The 17,354-nt window shown below is 43.3% G+C and carries 16 protein-coding genes; 13 read left to right on the top strand and 3 right to left on the bottom strand.

The window, feature by feature from the left end; translation table 11 throughout:
- Positions 1-55: 55 nt before the first annotated feature.
- From QQL36_RS04235 to QQL36_RS04215, 5 genes are all read left to right on the top strand, one after another.
- Positions 56-376: a hypothetical protein gene (locus QQL36_RS04235; protein WP_321569048.1), complete on the top strand. Its 321-nt coding sequence runs from the start codon at positions 56-58 to the stop codon at positions 374-376.
- Positions 377-443: 67 nt separating this feature from the next.
- Positions 444-2,615, top strand: a complete 2,172-nt coding sequence (locus QQL36_RS04230) for a glycosyl hydrolase family 28-related protein (protein ID WP_321569047.1) — start codon at positions 444-446, stop codon at positions 2,613-2,615.
- Between the two features lie 173 nt (positions 2,616-2,788).
- Complete coding sequence (locus tag QQL36_RS04225) at positions 2,789-3,127, top strand: metalloregulator ArsR/SmtB family transcription factor (RefSeq protein ID WP_321569046.1); 339 nt, start codon at positions 2,789-2,791, stop codon at positions 3,125-3,127.
- Entirely contained in the window at positions 3,124-3,555 is a 432-nt protein-coding gene (locus QQL36_RS04220; RefSeq protein ID WP_321569045.1) for an SRPBCC domain-containing protein, read from the top strand. Before QQL36_RS04225 ends, QQL36_RS04220 begins: the two co-directional genes overlap by 4 nt.
- Before the next feature lie 55 nt (positions 3,556-3,610).
- Positions 3,611-5,125 carry a carbohydrate-binding domain-containing protein gene (locus QQL36_RS04215; protein ID WP_321569044.1) on the top strand — a complete coding sequence of 505 codons (1,515 nt, stop codon included), beginning with the start codon at positions 3,611-3,613 and terminating at the stop codon, positions 5,123-5,125.
- Between the two features lie 73 nt (positions 5,126-5,198).
- Here the strand turns inward: QQL36_RS04215 and QQL36_RS04210 are convergent, their stop codons facing one another.
- Positions 5,199-5,975 (bottom strand): alpha/beta hydrolase family protein, encoded by a 777-nt coding sequence (locus QQL36_RS04210; protein WP_321569043.1) that lies wholly within the window; start codon positions 5,973-5,975, stop codon positions 5,199-5,201.
- 93 nt (positions 5,976-6,068) lie between these two features.
- Here QQL36_RS04210 and QQL36_RS04205 point away from each other — a divergent pair, with 93 nt between their 5' ends.
- From QQL36_RS04205 to QQL36_RS04195, 3 genes are all read left to right on the top strand, one after another.
- Positions 6,069-6,425: a winged helix-turn-helix transcriptional regulator gene (locus QQL36_RS04205; protein WP_220388829.1), complete on the top strand. Its 357-nt coding sequence runs from the start codon at positions 6,069-6,071 to the stop codon at positions 6,423-6,425.
- Positions 6,426-6,528: 103 nt separating this feature from the next.
- Positions 6,529-7,800, top strand: coding sequence for an HAD-IB family phosphatase (locus QQL36_RS04200; RefSeq protein ID WP_321569042.1), 1,272 nt, complete (start codon positions 6,529-6,531; stop codon positions 7,798-7,800).
- Between the two features lie 131 nt (positions 7,801-7,931).
- Positions 7,932-10,100 (top strand): glycosyl hydrolase family 18 protein, encoded by a 2,169-nt coding sequence (locus QQL36_RS04195; RefSeq protein WP_321569041.1) that lies wholly within the window; start codon positions 7,932-7,934, stop codon positions 10,098-10,100.
- A 119-nt stretch (positions 10,101-10,219) separates the two neighbouring features.
- On the opposite strand, the gene QQL36_RS04190 is transcribed toward QQL36_RS04195, so the two are convergent.
- Positions 10,220-10,582 (bottom strand): DUF2809 domain-containing protein, encoded by a 363-nt coding sequence (locus QQL36_RS04190; RefSeq protein ID WP_083727341.1) that lies wholly within the window; start codon positions 10,580-10,582, stop codon positions 10,220-10,222.
- A gap of 264 nt (positions 10,583-10,846) precedes the next feature.
- Here QQL36_RS04190 and QQL36_RS04185 point away from each other — a divergent pair, with 264 nt between their 5' ends.
- Entirely contained in the window at positions 10,847-11,695 is an 849-nt protein-coding gene (locus QQL36_RS04185) for an NAD(P)-dependent oxidoreductase (protein ID WP_321569040.1), read from the top strand.
- Between the two features lie 228 nt (positions 11,696-11,923).
- Here the strand turns inward: QQL36_RS04185 and QQL36_RS04180 are convergent, their stop codons facing one another.
- Positions 11,924-12,910 carry an NAD(P)-dependent oxidoreductase gene (locus QQL36_RS04180; RefSeq protein WP_321569039.1) on the bottom strand — a complete coding sequence of 329 codons (987 nt, stop codon included), beginning with the start codon at positions 12,908-12,910 and terminating at the stop codon, positions 11,924-11,926.
- A 70-nt stretch (positions 12,911-12,980) separates the two neighbouring features.
- On the opposite strand from QQL36_RS04180, the gene QQL36_RS04175 reads away from it, so the two are divergent.
- From QQL36_RS04175 to QQL36_RS04160, 4 genes are all read left to right on the top strand, one after another.
- Positions 12,981-13,541 (top strand): Crp/Fnr family transcriptional regulator, encoded by a 561-nt coding sequence (locus QQL36_RS04175; protein ID WP_321569038.1) that lies wholly within the window; start codon positions 12,981-12,983, stop codon positions 13,539-13,541.
- A gap of 367 nt (positions 13,542-13,908) precedes the next feature.
- Positions 13,909-15,327, top strand: coding sequence for an aldehyde dehydrogenase family protein (locus tag QQL36_RS04170; protein ID WP_321569037.1), 1,419 nt, complete (start codon positions 13,909-13,911; stop codon positions 15,325-15,327).
- Positions 15,328-15,662: 335 nt separating this feature from the next.
- Entirely contained in the window at positions 15,663-16,460 is a 798-nt protein-coding gene (locus tag QQL36_RS04165; RefSeq protein ID WP_321569036.1) for an AraC family transcriptional regulator, read from the top strand.
- A 440-nt stretch (positions 16,461-16,900) separates the two neighbouring features.
- Positions 16,901-17,338, top strand: coding sequence for a DUF6526 family protein (locus QQL36_RS04160; RefSeq protein ID WP_321569035.1), 438 nt, complete (start codon positions 16,901-16,903; stop codon positions 17,336-17,338).
- Positions 17,339-17,354 lie beyond the last annotated feature (16 nt).

The raw sequence follows: 17,354 nt of genomic DNA, 5'->3' as shown, positions 1-17,354 counted from the left end.
TGTTGCAAAGGTACTGGGATTTGTTGTATTTTAATCCCATTAAAAATCATAACTTATGTCTGGAAGAATTGTTATCGTTGGCTACCACCCTAAACCCGGAAAAGAAAAAGAGTTGGATACATTAACCCGTAAACATTACAGTTTATTAAAAGGCGCAGATCTTGTTTCTGACAGAACTCCCATTATCATGAAAGCAAAAAATGGCACTGTCGTTGAAGTTTTTGAATGGAAATCTGATGCTGCCATTGAACAGGCACATACACATCCGGTCGTATTAAAATTATGGGAAGAATATGCCGCTGTATGTGAATATGTACCCGTAGGCGGACTGGAAGAGATGGGTAACCTGTTTTCAACATTCACTCCTTTTGAATAGTAATAACCATGGCATAGTTTCTGCGCTTATATAGTATAGTCCAGTGTTTACTGAAACAAGTAATACTATGCAACGTCTCTTTTTTCTTGCCATCATTATCTTTTATTTACCTGCATTTGCGCAGAATACGCCACAACTCTTTCATGTTACCACTGCTGCTACCGCACCCGGGGAAACTGTGTTAATAAGAGGAGAAGGTATTGACCTGATTTCAAAAATTGAAGTGGGCCGGCTCACAGATGACCGGGTGGATAACTCTCCTCCTGCATACGTGCCATTGCCGGAACCAGATCATTTACCCGATTCCAAAGGAAGTAGGATGATCGCCGGCGAAAGAATGATGCCTGTGGATAAGATACAGCAAAATGAAAAGTCTGTTAAAGTAATTATACCCGATGCTTTGCAGCAAGGGGTGTATTGTGTGCGTATGACAGACAATAAAGGTGCTGTCAGTGGCTTTTATGTAAATGTGCCGGTTGTAAACTGGGTGATTAGTGAGGATGGATATAATGCAGCTGCGGCAGGAGATATATTGAGGATACAAGGGAAGAACCTGTTTCGCAAAGGTGGTAGCGGACAAGTGGTATTGGTTAGCAATGGGAAAATGTTTAAAGTAAAAGTAGATAGCATCTATGATGATTACTCTGTGAAAGTAACTCTCCCCGCTACTATCCAGCAAGGTAAATACCAGTTATTTTGTCACAATGGCCTTGGTGGCAAAACAGCATGGAGCACACCGCTCACTGTCAATATCGTGAACAAAGCAATGTGGTCTACGCAGGCCTTCAATGTAAAAACATATGGTGCGAAAGGGAATGGCTCGCAGGATGACACCGAAGCTTTTAAAAAAGCATTGACAGCTGCACATGATGGTGGCATTGTAAATGTTCCCGCTGGCAACTACATATTATCAGAGGGATTAGTTATCCCCAATGGGGTGATGGTAAAAGGACAAAAGGGAACGGTCATCAATTTTGGACCTGTTGCCGCTGCAACCCTTATCAGTGGAGCCGATCACTTTGGTCTCACGGATCTTACTATTCGGGCATCCCGGGCACTGGGCATCATAATGAATAGTGGCGATGGTCATGTGATTTTAGAAAGACTCATCGTACAACAAGACATTGGCAACGCCCTCGCTGAACTGGATAGCAAATGGAATAAGACAGGGATTCAGTTAAAAGGACACGATATCAGGGTAAGAGATTGTGTATTTAAAACCGCGGGGATGTTTTCATTTGTAGGTGTGAGCGGATTTATTCAGCGTTGTAGATTTGAAAAAGCAGGTGGTAGTGTAAAGACGTATATGAAAATTCATCCGCAGGGGTTGATCTTCGAAGACTGTTATAAACAAACTAACGGCTATGGATATGGAGCTACCATCAATGAAAGCTATGATCTGTACGAAGCCAGAAATGTAACCCCCTTCAATTATATCAATGACCGGGAAGTGATGACGCTGGATGGTGGCAGCGGCGGGTATTTCGGAAAGGTGGGCGGTGCCAGTGGCAACCGTATTTCTCTTAGAAAAGATGGCAGTACCTTTCAATGGGCTGCTAATAAATGGATTGGTGGTGGGCTTTTTATCATCGATGGCAAAGGGTCGGGACAATTCAGAAGAATCGTACAGCATACCATGGACCAGATCGAACTGGATGAACCATTTCTTGTGCAACCAGATACCAGTTCAGTTATTAGTATCACAACGATCCGCGATCATTTATTTTTTGTGAATAACACCGCTACAGATGCAGGTGCTTTTCAATTCTATGGCTCAGCCCAAAACTGTGTGATAGCAGGATTAAAAATGCAACGTAGCGCAGGTATCATAGGCAAAGGCTCTTATGTGAATTATGGCAGACAGCCGAATTGGTACATTGACATCGTGGATTGTGAATTAAGTGACGGCACCTATACTCCACAGGTAAATCAGAAAGATAGATTCCGTGGGGATCAACAGATTAACATAATTGGTTCAGGGTATTCCGGATTAAACATAGGATCTTTGGTCAGGCGAAATGTCTTAAGTGGGAAAAGCTATATCCGGGTATCTCCGGGGGGCGAAGTGAATGATGTACAGGATGCGATTATAGAGCGAAATAAAGTAAGTGGAGCAAAGAATGGCCTGGCCGTTTACGGCGTAGGTCGGGTGGTGAATAATTTATTTATCCATGATAATCAATTCGGTACGATGGATATCCAGAAAGCCTTGAAAGCAGAGGGGTACCAGGTGAGGTAAACTGACAGATTTAAGAGTTGATATTATGTGGGTGAAACGTATGTACCAGACATTACTTTTAAAATAACAGGCAGGGTTACCCATATAGGTGGAGTTATAAAATAAATAATTTTAAAAAGGGCGCTCGTGTGCCTTTTTTTTGTTTATTTGTGCAAGCAAATGCTTGCGTATTTATGGAAGCCAGAAGAGATGTGTTTCAGGCAATAGCAGACCCTACCAGACGGGAAATCATTCACCTGATATCCCGCGAGCCCCGTCATCTCAACGCGATTGCGGAGAACTTTGATGTGAGCAGACAAGCTATTTCCCTGCATATAAAGATCTTAGTAGAATGTGGTTTGGTTGAGATCAGGCAACAGGGCAGGGAGCGGTATTGCGCGGCCCGGTTGGAGAAATTAGAAGAAGTACAGGAATGGATCCGTCAATATGAATCGTTCTGGAAACACAAGATGCAGGCATTGAAAAACTTTCTTGAAGACAATTCATCACCCCATAAATCCAAAAAGAAATGAGCAACCATGTTATTGTAATTGAAGAAACATTCAATGCGCCTGTGGAAAAAGTGTGGGAGGCCCTTACTGATAAGGATAAGATGAAACAGTGGTATTTCAACCTGGATGATTTTAAAGCAGAGAAAGGCTTTCAATTTAGTTTTCCGGGACAAGGGCATAAGGGCGAACAATACATTCATCTTTGCGAGGTGACGATTGCAGAGCCGCTTCAGAAATTACAATATAGTTGGCAATACAAGGATTATGAAGGTTACTCTACTGTGACGTTTGAACTATTTGATGAAGGAGATCAAACAAGATTAAAATTGACGCACGAAGGATTGGATAGCTTCCCGCAGCATCCTGATTTCGCTGTAGACAGCTTCAGAGGCGGATGGACCCATCTCATGACCATCTCTTTGAAAGACTATCTGAATAAGGTAAGTTAAATTATCATTAAACTTTCAGGTGTTTTGCATATCAAAGATTCTTTAACAACTTGTTATGCAACTATACCGATTACCTTATTATGTAGCGCTGTTTGCAGCAGCCCTAGTGTTCACTACCGGTTGCTCAAAGAACGACACAACGACGACAACTGGCTCCGGTTCCAGCATTGACAGTACATTTACGACAGGTACGGCCGAAGGCTCGACTGAGACGGCTGCTGATGAAGATGACCTGGTGGAAAATTCTACATTTTCCAGTACGGTGACTATTGACTTTGGAACGACTGTTACTGTTACGAATCCGTTAGATGGCAATGGTGTGACAGTCACGACCAGTGGTAACGATGTAACCGTTACTGCCACTACATCGAAAGTAGCGTTTGTTATTTCGGGTACTACTACTGATGGATCTGTGAAGATCTATAGCGACAATAAATATCAAGTGACATTGAATGGTGCGACTATTACCAATAGTGACGGACCTGCATTGAATTTGCAATCAAAGAAGCGTGCGTTTATCGTATTGGCAGATGGTACGACGAATACATTGGTAGATGGTGCGACTTATGCTACATCTACAGAAGATCAGAAAGGGACATTGTTTGCAGAAGGGCAGGTTATATTTAGTGGTACAGGTACATTGAACCTGACGGGTAAATATAAACATGCGATTTGTTCTGATCAGTATGTACGTATTCGCGAAGGGAATATTACGGTGACAAGTGCAGTGGATGATGGTATTCATACCAATGATGCATTCATTGCGGATGGAGGTACCGTCAAGATAACATCCAGTGATGATGGTATTCAGTGTGAGGAAGGGTATATCGTAGTGAATGATGGTACTTTTGTGATTAATACTGCCGGGAAAGGTATTGGTGCTACTTATGATGATGGGGATGAGACGATTACGCCGTATGTGACGATCAATGGGGGGAATATTACGATTACGACTACAGAGGGTGAGGGTATTGAGAGTAAGAGTGTGTTGACGATCAATGATGGGTATGTGTCAACGAATACGGTGGATGATGGTATAAATGCAGGTACTGCTATTTATATAAATGGTGGGCATATTTATAGTATCAGTTCTGGTAATGATGCGATGGATTCTAATGGGACGTTTACGATTACGGGTGGTATTGTAGTGGCAGCAGGTAGTGGATCGCCGGAGGCGGGGATAGATGTGGATGCACGTACATTAAAGATAACTGGTGGTTTGATAGTAGGTATTGGTGGTGCGACGAGTGAGCCGACTGCGAGTGTGTCTACAGTGAATTCATTGGTGATGGGGAGTGGTAGTGCGAATAAAATTGTGCATATAGAAGCGGCGGATGGAACAGAGGCGATGACATTTTTGGCACCAAAGGCGTTTAGTACGTTGTTGTTTGCAGGGAGTAAGTTGAAGTCTAATACTACTTATACAGTGTATACAGGTGGGAATGTGACGGATGGAAGTAGTTTTAATGGGTTGTATTTGAGTGGTAGTTATTCTGGGGGAACGAGTGGAACGACGTTTACGACTAGTAGTACGGTGACGCAGATTGGTGGGAGTATTTCGGAAGGATAAATATTTTAAAAATGGCTTTCACCTTCGGCGAAAGCCATTTTTTTGTGTGGTCCTGCGGCGCTACAATTTCGCGTTATTGTACTTGCGATATTTTGTATAATAAAGCAGTTAGTTCTTTTGGCATTGTTATCATCGCATCGTGCCCGGTTGGCAATTCATAATAACTCCAATCCTTGCTACTTTTTGTTTTATCTCCGAATACCTTTAACTGCGCCATTTGTGGCTTTATACAAGCAATGTAAGTAAGTGGCAGATGATTGCCGTAAACATGCTTTAAAGATAATGTTTGATCAAAGCTTCTGAATGGTTGTGGTGTCAGCCTATCGCTCACCCATTTGATTTGTGCAGGATCAGTTACCCCAAAAACTTCAGGAGACCATACGGGTACTGATAATCCCTGGCTGGATGCGGTGGCTGCTCTTACATTGTCAGATAGATTGGCTGGTTGTGATGTGAGTGCACTCTTCCCGTTTTCAATGAGCATCGCATCTAAGAATATTAGTTTTTTCAATCTTGCCGGTATACGATCTGCCACACCTGCGATGACGGCCCCTGCATAGCTATGTCCTACTAATATTACATCATGTAGATCCTGCATGTTAATAAAATTGACAATATCCTGGATATGTGTTTCCAGGTTAATGTTGGTATCGAGTACATTTTGGTGCTCTCCCAATCCGCTTAAAGTGGGTGTGTATACTTCTGCCCCTTGTGCCTGCAATTCTTTGGCTACTTCTTTCCAGCACCAACCCCCATGCCATGCACCATGTACCAGCACGAAAGTCTGGGCATGACTTAAGCCAACCACTGCAAAAGATAGCAGCAGACAATAGAAAAATTTCCTTTTCATTTTTGTGATATTTTTGTACCTCAAAAGTAGACGTAGTCATTTGGGTATTCAATAGCTCACCCGAAAGTGAGTCGCATAATGAATGATTTAATTATGGCAACAAAAGTCAAGACCAGCTCCATGAATGCACACAACCTGCAGGTACTGGCAGAACATTGTCAGGTGTCGGAGGTATTGGAGCTGATTAGTCCAAGATGGAAAATGCAGGTGCTATTTTGTATTTCTCAGGAGGTGTACCAGTTTAGTCAGCTGAAAAAGGTGTTTCCTACTATTTCGGATCAGGTACTGTCAAAGCGGTTAGGAGAGATTGTTACGGAAGGGCTGGCTGTAAAGTTGAATGTGCCGGATACGATGCCTTGCCAGGTGAAGTATGAGGTGACGGAGAAGGGGGCGGCATTGCTGGAGATCGTGCAGGATTTGCATGAGTGGGGGAAAAGGGAATGGGAGTAATAACTTTTAATTTTTTCCTTAGAAAATTCCCATTTCGTTTGTAGTTTTAGCGCCTGTTTCGGGGAGCTACCCCCACTGAGCGTAGCTTTAAACCAATTGATCTGTGAATAAAAACTATTACATTATCGATTTCGACAGCACTTTTACGCAGGTCGAAGCATTGGATGAGCTGGCGCGCATTTCATTACAGGACCACCCGGAGCGGGAGGCCATCTACAAGAAGATTGAAGATCTGACCAACCTGGCCATGGAAGGGAAACTGTCTTTCAGAGAGAGTCTTTCCGGCAGGGTGAAGCTCCTGGAAGCCAACAAAGAGCACCTGGGATTGCTGATCAAACACCTGAAAAAGCAGGTGTCCGTCTCTTTTTCCAGGAATAAGAAGTTTTTCAAGCACCATGCGGACGATGTATTGATTGTTTCGGGTGGGTTCAAGGAGTTCATTACCCCTGTAGTACTGCCTTATCATATCAAAAAAGAGAATATATACGCTAATACTTTTGTGTTCGATGCTGATGGTAAAATCATTGGTTTTGATGAAGCCAACCCGCTTTCTGACGAAGGTGGTAAGGTAAAGCTGTTGAAAGACATGCAATTATCCGGCGATATCTATGGTATTGGGGATGGGCATTCAGACTTCCAGCTGAAGGAGTTTGGGATGATCAAGAAGTTCTTTGCCTTTACGGAGAACATCAGGCGTAAGGCGGTGGCGGAGAAAGCAGATCACGTGACACCGAGTTTTGATGAGTTCCTGTATGTGAATAACTTACCAAGTGCATTGTCTTATCCAAAGAATAGGATTACCTGTGTGGTAGTGGGGGAGGTAGAGCAGGAACCAGTAGATTTTCTGAAAAAAGATGGGTTTGCTATTGAAACTTCTGAGGAAGCGATTGGCGATGCAGGGATACTATTACTGGCAGCAGGTGTAAAGGTGGATCTGGCGTTGTTAGACCAGGCACCTAAGCTGAAAGTAATAGGTTATATGGGAAATGGTAGTGCACACATTGATTATGATGCTTGTACTACCCGTGGAATTGTGGTATTTGATAACCTGAAGAAACCATTGTCCGTTGCGAAACGCGTAGCAAGGTTTATTAATAATGGCGATACTTTCAAGAGTAGTAACTTCCCTCATCTGCAATTACCGGCGGTGGAGAATGCACATCGTTTGATTGGTATTCATCGGAACGTACCGGGTATGATTGCGAAGGTGAATCAGGTATTTGCCGAGAGAGGGATTAATATTATCAGCCAGTTCCTGATGACGAATGATAAGATCGGGTATGTGATTACGGATGTGACGGCGGAGTATGATAAGCAGGTGCTGAAAGGATTGAAAGAGATAGAAGGAACGATTAAGTTTAGATATTTATACTAAGATTCAAACTAAATATTGAAAAAGCTCTTGTCGTAAGACAGGAGCTTTTTTTTTCTCAAATATAGTACTGTTGCCCCTCTCGTACGACTACTGTGCATACTCATAATAACCATTCCTAAAAAACCAAATAAATGACAACAAAACAAATGATAAGAGCAGGAATACTATCCTGTTTGTTGCTTATCACCTCCTTTTTGTCCCATGCACAGTTCAAAGTAATCGGCTACATGCCCTCCTGGCAGGGAGATGTGAATACTGTACAGTACAGCAAACTCACTCACATTAATTACGCCTTCTTATTACCTACAGCAACAGGTGGATTACAATCCATTGATAATCCGTCTAAATTACAGAGCCTTGTATCATTGGCACATGCCAATGGTGTAAAGGTGATGATCTCTGTAGGTGGCTGGAACAATGGCGATGACAGTGGTTTTGAGACACTGGCCGGCAACAGTACTTACCGTTCTGCATTCGTGACGAACATCATGAACTTCGTTAACCAGTACAACCTGGATGGCGCAGACATTGACTGGGAATATCCGGATGCGGGTACTTCTGCGAACAACTATGTATCTCTCATGACCGCGTTGGCGACTTCGCTGCATGCACAGGGTAAATTATTAACCGCTGCCGTAGTAGGTACTGGCGGCGATGGTGTATTGAGTAGCGTATTTTCTCAGGTAGATTTTCTGAACCTGATGGCGTATGATTATAATAATTATGATCACTCTACCTATACCTATGCTTCTCAATCTATTTCTTACTGGAAAGGCAAAGGTTTGCCAGCAGCTAAGACTGTATTAGGTGTTCCTTTTTACGGACGTCCTTCATGGGAAAGCTATGCTGCGCTGATCGCAAGAGGTGCCAGTCCTTATGCTGATACTTATAATGGTGTAGGTTATAATGGTATTACTACCATCAAGAGTAAAACAGACCTCGCTTATGATCAGGGTGGTGGAATCATGATTTGGGAATTATCTATGGATGCTACGGGTACTTATTCATTGTTGTCTGCAATTCACGATGAAGTGGTTGTGAAAGGCGGTGGCAATACTGGAAACAAGTATCCAACAGTGAGCATTACCTCTCCTGCTAACAACGCTACTTTTACAGCTGGTGCTACAGTCAGCATTACCGCCACTGCTGCTGATGCAGATGGTAGTGTGACGAAAGTGGAGTTCTATAATGGATCTACATTGTTAGGTACGTCTACCGCTTCTCCTTATACTTATAGCTGGGCAAGTGTAGCTGCAGGCACTTATTCCCTGACAGCAAAAGCGACTGATAACAGTGGTGCCGCTACAACCAGTTCTACAGTAACGATCACCGTGGGTGGTGGTAGTACAGGTGGTAATTGTAGTGGTGTAGCTACCTGGACGGCGACAGATATTTATCTGGGTGGTGCACAGGTCGTGTACAATAGTAAATTGTATACTGCTAAATGGTGGACACAGAATGAACAGCCTGATACACATACGGGTGATGGTCAGGTGTGGTCTTATGTAAGTGATTGTGGTTCTTCTTCAGGTTCTAACAAAGCGCCTACTGTGAGTTTGACGGCTCCTGCATCAGGGGCATCTTATACAGCGCCGGCATCTGTGAGCATTACAGCAAGTGCTGCTGATGCTGATGGTAGTATTGCGAAGGTAGAGTTTTACAATGGTGCTACTTTATTAGGTACATCTACAGCTTCTCCTTATAGTTATAGTTGGACAAGTGTAGCAGCAGGTACTTATTCTCTGACCGCAAAAGCAACTGATAACGGTGGTGCTTCTACTACCAGCAGTGCGGTGAGTATTACAGTTTCTGGTTCTACCAGCACGGGTAATTGTGCAGGTGTGGCAACTTACCAGCCTTATCCTTCTGTGTATAATGCGGGTGATAAAGTGGTGTACAATGGCTATCTGTATGTGTCACTGGCAAATGGTTTGTACAATGTAACACCGGGTACTGCTGATTACTGGTGGCAGCCACTGGGTGCTTGTAGCAGCAGTGCAAGAGTAGCGAATACTACTTATGAAACAGCTGATTCTATTCCTGTGACAGTATATCCTAATCCTGTGACAGGTAGTACGCTGCAGGTGAAAGTAAGTGCGGTGGCTGGTGAGCAGGTGGTACTTGAATTGTGGAGTGTGGATGGTACAGGCCCGGTAGTGAGGAAAGTTTATACAGCAGGTGCGAAAGGTGCACAGATGATAAGTGTAGATATTAGTAAGGTACCGGTAGGTACATGGATAGTGAAGCTTTCTAACGCAGTGGGTACGCGGAAGAAGAGTGTGAAACTGATACGATTGTAATCTTGATTGATAAAACCTGGGAGCGCTTTTGCCGTATGGTGAAAGCGCTTTTTTCTTTGAAAATGGTTTTCACTCCCTGTTGGTGAATGCCTTTTTTTATGAATGTTTTATTGGGGATGCTATCGTTTTTTCTCTACTAGTATCACAGTCAGAATGCCTAAAGTATATGCAATCAGGTCACTCCACGCAAAGCTGGTGCCGATAATGATTCTGGCGGCTTTGTTATGTTGTAGGCCCAGCATGCTGACGAGATTGAAGTATTGACCGATCTCAATCAGGTAAGAAAAGAGTAATACTCCCAGGGCAACACGTTTTACAGGCGCCTGGTAGATGCTTCTTACCACGCAGTAAATGAAGATAACAACGAGATAGTCACCTACATAGGGGCGGATGAAGGAGTCGTGTACGTATAGGGCTATTAATACCTCGGTAATAAAGAGGGCCAGGGCCAGCAAAAAATACTTTAGACTAAACTTTAGCATGAGTGCTAAGATAGGAATATAATTGAGCGGATGTATCAGGATTAACGGGAAGGGGTACTTTTTGATTTGCGGGTTACAGCTTAAGGTTCAATTGGTGGTTTTAGCATCAGCATTAAGTGATTTTCTTGATAGACTCTATCCTTCAATTGCCGTTTTCAGCATCAGCTGAAACTGGATCTCTTGATAAGGTGTATCTTTCAAATGGTGTTGTCGTTCCGGAACGAAAGGATGAATTTTCGTAACTTTAATAAAAATAACGGAATTATGAGAGCATTCTTAGGTATGGGCCTTTTAGGATCAAATTTCACGAAGGCTTTAATTAAAAAGGGAGAGCAGGTACAGGTATGGAACAGAACGACTTCGAGAGCCACAGCGATGGAGGCTTTTGGCGCGAAGGCTTTTGCGAATGTGGCGGATGCTGTGAAGGGTGCAGATTATGTGCATATAGTCGTGAAGGATGATGCTGCGGTGAATGAAGTGTTGGCAGCAGCGCAACCTGGATTAAAACCGGGTGCTGTGATTATAGATCATACTACCACTACCGTTGAGGGTGCGAAGGCACGTACAAAAGAATGGAAAGAGAAAGAGTTTACTTATCAACATGCACCTGTGTTTATGGGACCGGGCAATGCATTGGAAAGTACGGGTTATATGCTGGTGTCTGGTGATGTTGCTGTGTTGAGTAATTTGGAGCTTGTGTTGGCACCAATGACGGGTAAACTGGTGAATTTTGGAAATGAAGTTGGGAAGGCTGCTGCTATGAAACTGGTGGGAAATTCATTTTTAATATGTTTGACAGCAGGTTTGACGGATATGCTTTCAGTGGGTAAGGCATTGGGTGTAAATGGGGATGATATTCTGACGTTGTTGGGAGATTGGAATCCGGGTTTGTCTGTTACATCCAGGTTGAAGCGGATGTTGTCAGCGCCTTATGATGAGCCATCATGGGAGTTGAATATGGCGAGGAAAGATGCGGGGTTGTTTATGGATGCGACAGCGAGTGCGGGAACGAATCTGAATGTGATACCGGTGGTGGCGAAGGTGATGGATGAGTGGATAGATAAAGGGTTTGGGAATAAGGATTGGACGGTGATTAGTAAAGATGTGTTATAATAATTGAAAGGCGGCCTTGGTGAAGGCCGCCTTTTTTAATAAGGTTGGTGAATTTAATGAGGTTTGTGATTGGTGGGGTTTAGTGAATTGTAACATCTTCGATGATTCAAAGGGGTTTGAAGATTTACGGAGACCTTGATGATGCGAAAGCATTTAGTAATTTATGGAGCCTTTGATTATTCACAGGACTTTAGTGATCCACGGAATCTTTTAAAATTTACCTGGCCTTTAATGATTTACCGGATAAGGGCCTTCTGAGAAGGATTCTGAGTGATAGCCCTTTGCGCCAATCATATCTGCCAGTTTACTTTTTATAGATTGCCCTTGTTTTAGTTTTTGTAACAAAGCACCAAAGTCGTGTTGTGGCTGCCAATGCAATTCTCTGCGTGCTTTTTCATTGACATATACCCTATCTATTTTTGGGAGGAATTGCCAGTTGTGCTGAGCGAAAATGTTTGCAGCTTCCGGATAAATTTGTTTTATTATTTGTGGTGCATGCTCTCTTAATACAGGAAGATCTGCTGTCGTAAAAGGCGTCGTTGCACTGATAATGTATTTCCCGAAACCAATCTCTGGCGCTTTGTGCATTGCAGCGATATGTGCGGATACTACATCTTCCACATCAACACGGCGGTACAGGTATTCGAGTGCTTTTAGATTATCATCTGCAAATGCATCGCGCATACCTTTATTATCATCCTGTTCCGGGAAGAAGCGGGAAGTACGCAGGATCAGAACAGGTAATTTTTGATTGCGGTGAAAGAGCTGGCAAAGATCTTCGGCAGCAGTTTTAGTAACGCCGTAGATGTTCTTGGGTTGAGGTGTTACATCTTCTGTAATCCATGCCGCTGGCTGACCAGGAGGTGGAATCAGAGCATCACCGAATACGCTGGTGGTACTCGTGAAGATGAATGCCTTTACCTTATTGGCAGTCGCCGCTTCCAGCAGTTGCAAGGTGCCGGTGATATTGGTGTCAATAAATTCCTGACGGGAGTGAGTGTCTACATGTGGTTTATGCAGGGTGGCAGTATGGAGTACGATATCTACGCCTTCCATACAGCGTTGTACAAAGGTGGCATTGGCGATATTGCCAACATGGGTGGTGAAAGAGGAAGGTTGTATATCGATGGCCACGATCTCATGTCCTTGCGGAGAGAGGGTTCTGACCAATGCTTCGCCTAGATGTCCGGAACTACCAGTAATGAGTATTTTCATATAATCAATTGAGGATGTAAATTTACTTTGGGTAAACATTAATCGCGGGACATTTGTCCCAATTTACAATATGATCCAAACAAACCACGCATTATTACAATTATTCAATGACATTCTGCCTGCAGCGGGTGGTGCAATTACCATGAGACAATTTGATGCCGGACAACGGTTTATATTCCAGGAGCAGGAGATACTGCAGGTATATATCATCCGCTCTGGTGTGGTCAAGCCCCTGATTACGGAAGAGAATGGCAAAGAGTACATACTTGAATTCCTGGGTGAAGGTGAAATGCTGGGTGAGGTAGAGGCGATTCGTGGTACAAAAACCGTTTGTAGCGTAGATGCCGTAACACCTGTGAGTCTGTATGCGATGGGAGTCGGGCAGTTCCATTATTTTTTACAGACCATTCCTGCTTTTAATAATCTGGTGATGCGGTTGCTGGCTACGCGGGTAGCGAATTCTTCTGTGAAGATGGCGAGACAACAACTATATACGATGGCAGCGCTATTGCCCCAATTGCAGAAAATGCTGGCTGCGCAGCAGATTGCTTTTACAAAACAGGATCTGGCGGGGTATATGGGGATTAGTGTAAGGAGTTTGAACCGGATATTGAAGGAGAATGCAGGGTAAGCTGGGCATTTGACGGGAGGTTAGTTGATCCTTTGTGATAAGGTAAGCAGATTCTTTGTAGTATGGTAATTTGATCTATTGTAATAATGTTAGCTGATCTATTGTAGCAAAGTAAGCTGATCTATTGTAGTAAGGTAACCTTATTCTTTATAGTAAGGTAACCTGATCCATTGTAGTAAGGGGTAACCTTATTCTTTATAGCAGGGTAAGCTGATCCATTGTAGTAAGGTAATCTCCTCCTTTGTAGCAACACAACTTTAATTGATTATACTATGTAACCTGATCCTTATAACAAAGTAATTTGAGCTTTAGAACAAAACAGCGTGACCCCTTCTCTCCCTACCTTTGATCTATCAAAATATCAATTATGAAAACGATAGATAAAATTTATATCAACGGGGCATTTGTGACTCCACATGGACAGGAAATGTTTGAGCTGATTAATCCAGCTACAAATGCGTTCATTGGTCAGGTAAGACTGGGTGATGAAACAGATACACAGCTGGCGATAGCAAGTGCAAAGGAAGCATTTAAGACGTTTTCTATTTCTTCGAGGCAGACTCGTATTAAATACCTGCAAAAATTACACGATGCGCTTGCTTTGCGTATTGATGATCTGACTGCAGCTACTATCCAGGAATACGGTGCGCCGGTATCCCGTGCCAGGGCAAGTACAGAGATGGCGCTGGCCGCTTTTTTGCATGCACAGGAGGTATTATTTGATTTTGAATTTGAGAGAAAGGTGGGTCGGTCAGTAGTGAGAATGGAGCCGTTGGGTGTGGTAGGGATCATTACACCATGGAATGCAAATGCGAACTTCATTTGTGGAAAGCTGGCGACTGCAATATCTGCTGGTTGTACAGTGGTGATTAAACCAAGTGAAATGAGTGCATTGCAAACACAGGTGGTGCTGGAAGCATTTCATGAAGCGGGTTTGCCCGCAGGGATTTACAATGTGGTGAATGGACTGGGCAATGTAGTAGGCGCTGAGTTGACACGTCATCCGGATGTGGCGAAGATCTCTTTTACCGGTTCAACAGCTGTGGGAAAGACGATCGCCAGAGGAGCAGTGGATACAATGAAGAGAGTGACGTTGGAGTTGGGTGGTAAATCTCCTAATATCATACTTGATGATGCTGATTTTTCAAAGGCGATTCCGATGGCGGTGGCCGCAGGTTTTATGAATAGCGGACAGGCATGTATAGCGGGTACGAGATTGTTGGTGCCGGAGGCGCGTTTGGATGAAGTGAAGGCATTGTTGAAAGAGGAGGTGGCGAATGTGAAGGTGGGTGATCCTGCAGATGCCGGTACTGCCATCGGGCCTATGGTAAGTGTAAAGCAATATGAGCGGGTACAGTCTTATATTCAATTAGGCATAGAGCAGGGTGCTGAGGTATTAGCTGGTGGAACAGGGCATCCGGAAGGATTGGAAGGTGGTAACTTTGTAAAACCAACAGTGTTTACAAATGTGACGCCTGATATGCGGATAGCGAGGGAGGAAATCTTTGGACCGGTGATTTCAGTATTGACATATAAAACAGAGGAAGAGGCAATAGCGATGGCGAATGATACGACATATGGATTGGCGGCGTATGTGAGTAGTACGAATGAAGAGAGGGCGAGGAAGGTGGCGGAGCAGATAGTAGCAGGGAGAGTGATGGTGAATAGCTTGCAGCATGATCCGATGGCGCCGTTTGGTGGGTTTAAACAATCAGGGATAGGGAGAGAATATGGTACCTTTGGATTGGAGGAGTATGTGGAGCCGAAGACGATTATTCGGGATTGAGAGATGAAGTGGAATGGGGCCAACGTTAGCAGCAATGAGCGTTTGTGTGGATTGGAGGAGAGAAAGGGGGAGAACAGTAATTAGGGAATGCTGGATAGTGTGGGTTGGAGGAATGAGGAAGGTTGGTGGCTTTGAGAGAATGAGAGGTTGAATGGGTTGGAATAATGAGTAAGGCTATTGGCTGTAATTTGAGAATGAATGAGTAAGATAGATAGAAGCATTAAGTAAGGCTGATAGCTATGTTCAGAGAATGAACAGATCAGAATAACGCTTGAAATAATGAACAGGAATGACCGGCAGGAAGTGAAATTCCTGCCGAAATTTAATTGTAACTTATGTTAGAAAAGGATAGAATACTGGTGTCTTGTTACCATCACGTGAGTAGAGAGGGTGAGAATTTCATTGGAGAACATTCGTTGGGTTATGTAGTCGCGGGTACGCAGGAGGTGTATTTAGATGGAGTGCATTATGTGTTTAAAGAAGGTGATTTCAGGTTCTTTGCAAGAAATCAGCTGGCGAAGTTTGTAAAGATTCCACCAGTTGGAGGAGGTGATTTTAAGACAGTGGGGATTAGGATGGATCAGGAGTTATTACATAGTTTAAGTCAGGAAATGGGCTTGAAAGCGGATGGCATTTTTCGTGGTGAGAAGAATTTCCATTTGCCAGAGCATCAGCTATTGACACATTATAGAGATTCATTGCAGCCTTATATAGATGGGGAGGGAGTGCATAATCCCATGTTGACAATGATGAAGGTGAAGGAGGCAGCAATGTTGTTATTGCAATTGAAGCCTGAGTTGAAGAATTTGTTGTTTGATTTTAGTGCGCCAGGGAAGATAGACCTGGAGGCGTATATGAATGAGCATTATAAATTTAATGTGGATATTAGCAGGTTTGCGTATTTGGCAGGGCGGAGTTTGGCGACATTTAAGCGGGATTTTGAAAAGGTGTTTCATACTACACCCGGGAAGTGGTTGCAGCAGAAGCGATTGGAGGATGCGTATTATTTGATAAAGGAGAAGGGATGGAAGTCTACAGATGTGTATTTGGAAGTTGGGTTTAAGGATTTGTCACATTTTTCGTTTGTGTTTAAGAAGGCGTATGGGGTGGCGCCGTCGAGGGTGAGTGCGTGAGTTGGATGAGGTCTTCGAAGAGGCGGGTAGTGAGAGTGAGTGCGTAAGTTGAATGAGGTCTTCGAAGAGCCGGGTAGTGAGGGTGAGTGCGTAAGTTTCGTGTATTGATGGATTATCAAAATGATATCGTTCCTTTTGAAGGGGCTGTTCTGGCCAATGCATTATTTATTAAAAAAGCTTAAATTTGATATAGAGGAAAAAGTATTAAAATTTCACAGTGAGTTATTCAATCGTGAGGTAACCATGGTTGTAAGTGAACGGCTGAATAAGCTGAAAGGTAAAATACCTGTACCTAAAAAATGCAGGAAGTAAATAAAGCAATTGATATCCTGTCCAATAACGGTGCTTTGAGGAGATTCATGGCTATTTAGCAGTAAGAATTATAATATAATTTTATTAAGATTGTCCTCTTCAATAGAGGACTTTTCTATTTTTACCACATGGAAAAACAAAACTATCAAAACCACATCCGGTACTACCCACCTCATCACTTCGTATTCTACCCTGTCCTTTTAGTGGGTATAATATGCAGTATCTCCTTCGCCATTAAACATCCGGATGCATCATGGGAATGGATATTCATTACCCTCCTATTGCTCATCATCGGTTGGCTCGGCTTCATGCTCAGACAGCATTACGCCCTTACTACCCAGGATAGGATCGTCAGATTAGAAGTAAGGTTCAGATACTTCACTATCACCGGCCAGCGGTTTGAGCTATTAGAAAAGAATCTTTCCCTTGGTCAGATCTTAGCCCTAAGGTTCGCATCTGATGGAGAATTGCCTGACCTGGTAAAAAGAGCCATTGCGGAAAACCTCTCACCTGATCAGATTAAGCGTGCAGTTGTAGATTGGCAGGGTGATTATATGAGAGTATAACAAAGAATATTTGTAC

Origin of the sequence: Chitinophaga sp. LS1, assembly GCF_034274695.1 — a bacterium.
In the GTDB taxonomy this organism is placed as follows: domain Bacteria; phylum Bacteroidota; class Bacteroidia; order Chitinophagales; family Chitinophagaceae; genus Chitinophaga.
This window is presented reverse-complemented; position numbering and strand designations above follow the sequence as displayed.

Bases quoted from the DNA above. Each gene is read 5' to 3' on its own strand.
- QQL36_RS04235 (WP_321569048.1), top strand. From the start codon at position 56: ATGTCTGGAAGAATTGTTATCGTTGGCTACCACCCTAAACCCGGAAAA.
- QQL36_RS04230 (WP_321569047.1), top strand. From the start codon at position 444: ATGCAACGTCTCTTTTTTCTTGCCATCATTATCTTTTATTTACCTGCA.
- QQL36_RS04225 (WP_321569046.1), top strand. From the start codon at position 2,789: ATGGAAGCCAGAAGAGATGTGTTTCAGGCAATAGCAGACCCTACCAGA.
- QQL36_RS04220 (WP_321569045.1), top strand. From the start codon at position 3,124: ATGAGCAACCATGTTATTGTAATTGAAGAAACATTCAATGCGCCTGTG.
- QQL36_RS04215 (WP_321569044.1), top strand. From the start codon at position 3,611: ATGCAACTATACCGATTACCTTATTATGTAGCGCTGTTTGCAGCAGCC.
- QQL36_RS04210 (WP_321569043.1), bottom strand. From the start codon at position 5,975: ATGAAAAGGAAATTTTTCTATTGTCTGCTGCTATCTTTTGCAGTGGTT.
- QQL36_RS04205 (WP_220388829.1), top strand. From the start codon at position 6,069: ATGGCAACAAAAGTCAAGACCAGCTCCATGAATGCACACAACCTGCAG.
- QQL36_RS04195 (WP_321569041.1), top strand. From the start codon at position 7,932: ATGACAACAAAACAAATGATAAGAGCAGGAATACTATCCTGTTTGTTG.
- QQL36_RS04190 (WP_083727341.1), bottom strand. From the start codon at position 10,582: ATGCTAAAGTTTAGTCTAAAGTATTTTTTGCTGGCCCTGGCCCTCTTT.
- QQL36_RS04185 (WP_321569040.1), top strand. From the start codon at position 10,847: ATGAGAGCATTCTTAGGTATGGGCCTTTTAGGATCAAATTTCACGAAG.
- QQL36_RS04180 (WP_321569039.1), bottom strand. From the start codon at position 12,910: ATGAAAATACTCATTACTGGTAGTTCCGGACATCTAGGCGAAGCATTG.
- QQL36_RS04175 (WP_321569038.1), top strand. From the start codon at position 12,981: ATGATCCAAACAAACCACGCATTATTACAATTATTCAATGACATTCTG.
- QQL36_RS04170 (WP_321569037.1), top strand. From the start codon at position 13,909: ATGAAAACGATAGATAAAATTTATATCAACGGGGCATTTGTGACTCCA.
- QQL36_RS04165 (WP_321569036.1), top strand. From the start codon at position 15,663: ATGTTAGAAAAGGATAGAATACTGGTGTCTTGTTACCATCACGTGAGT.
- QQL36_RS04160 (WP_321569035.1), top strand. From the start codon at position 16,901: ATGGAAAAACAAAACTATCAAAACCACATCCGGTACTACCCACCTCAT.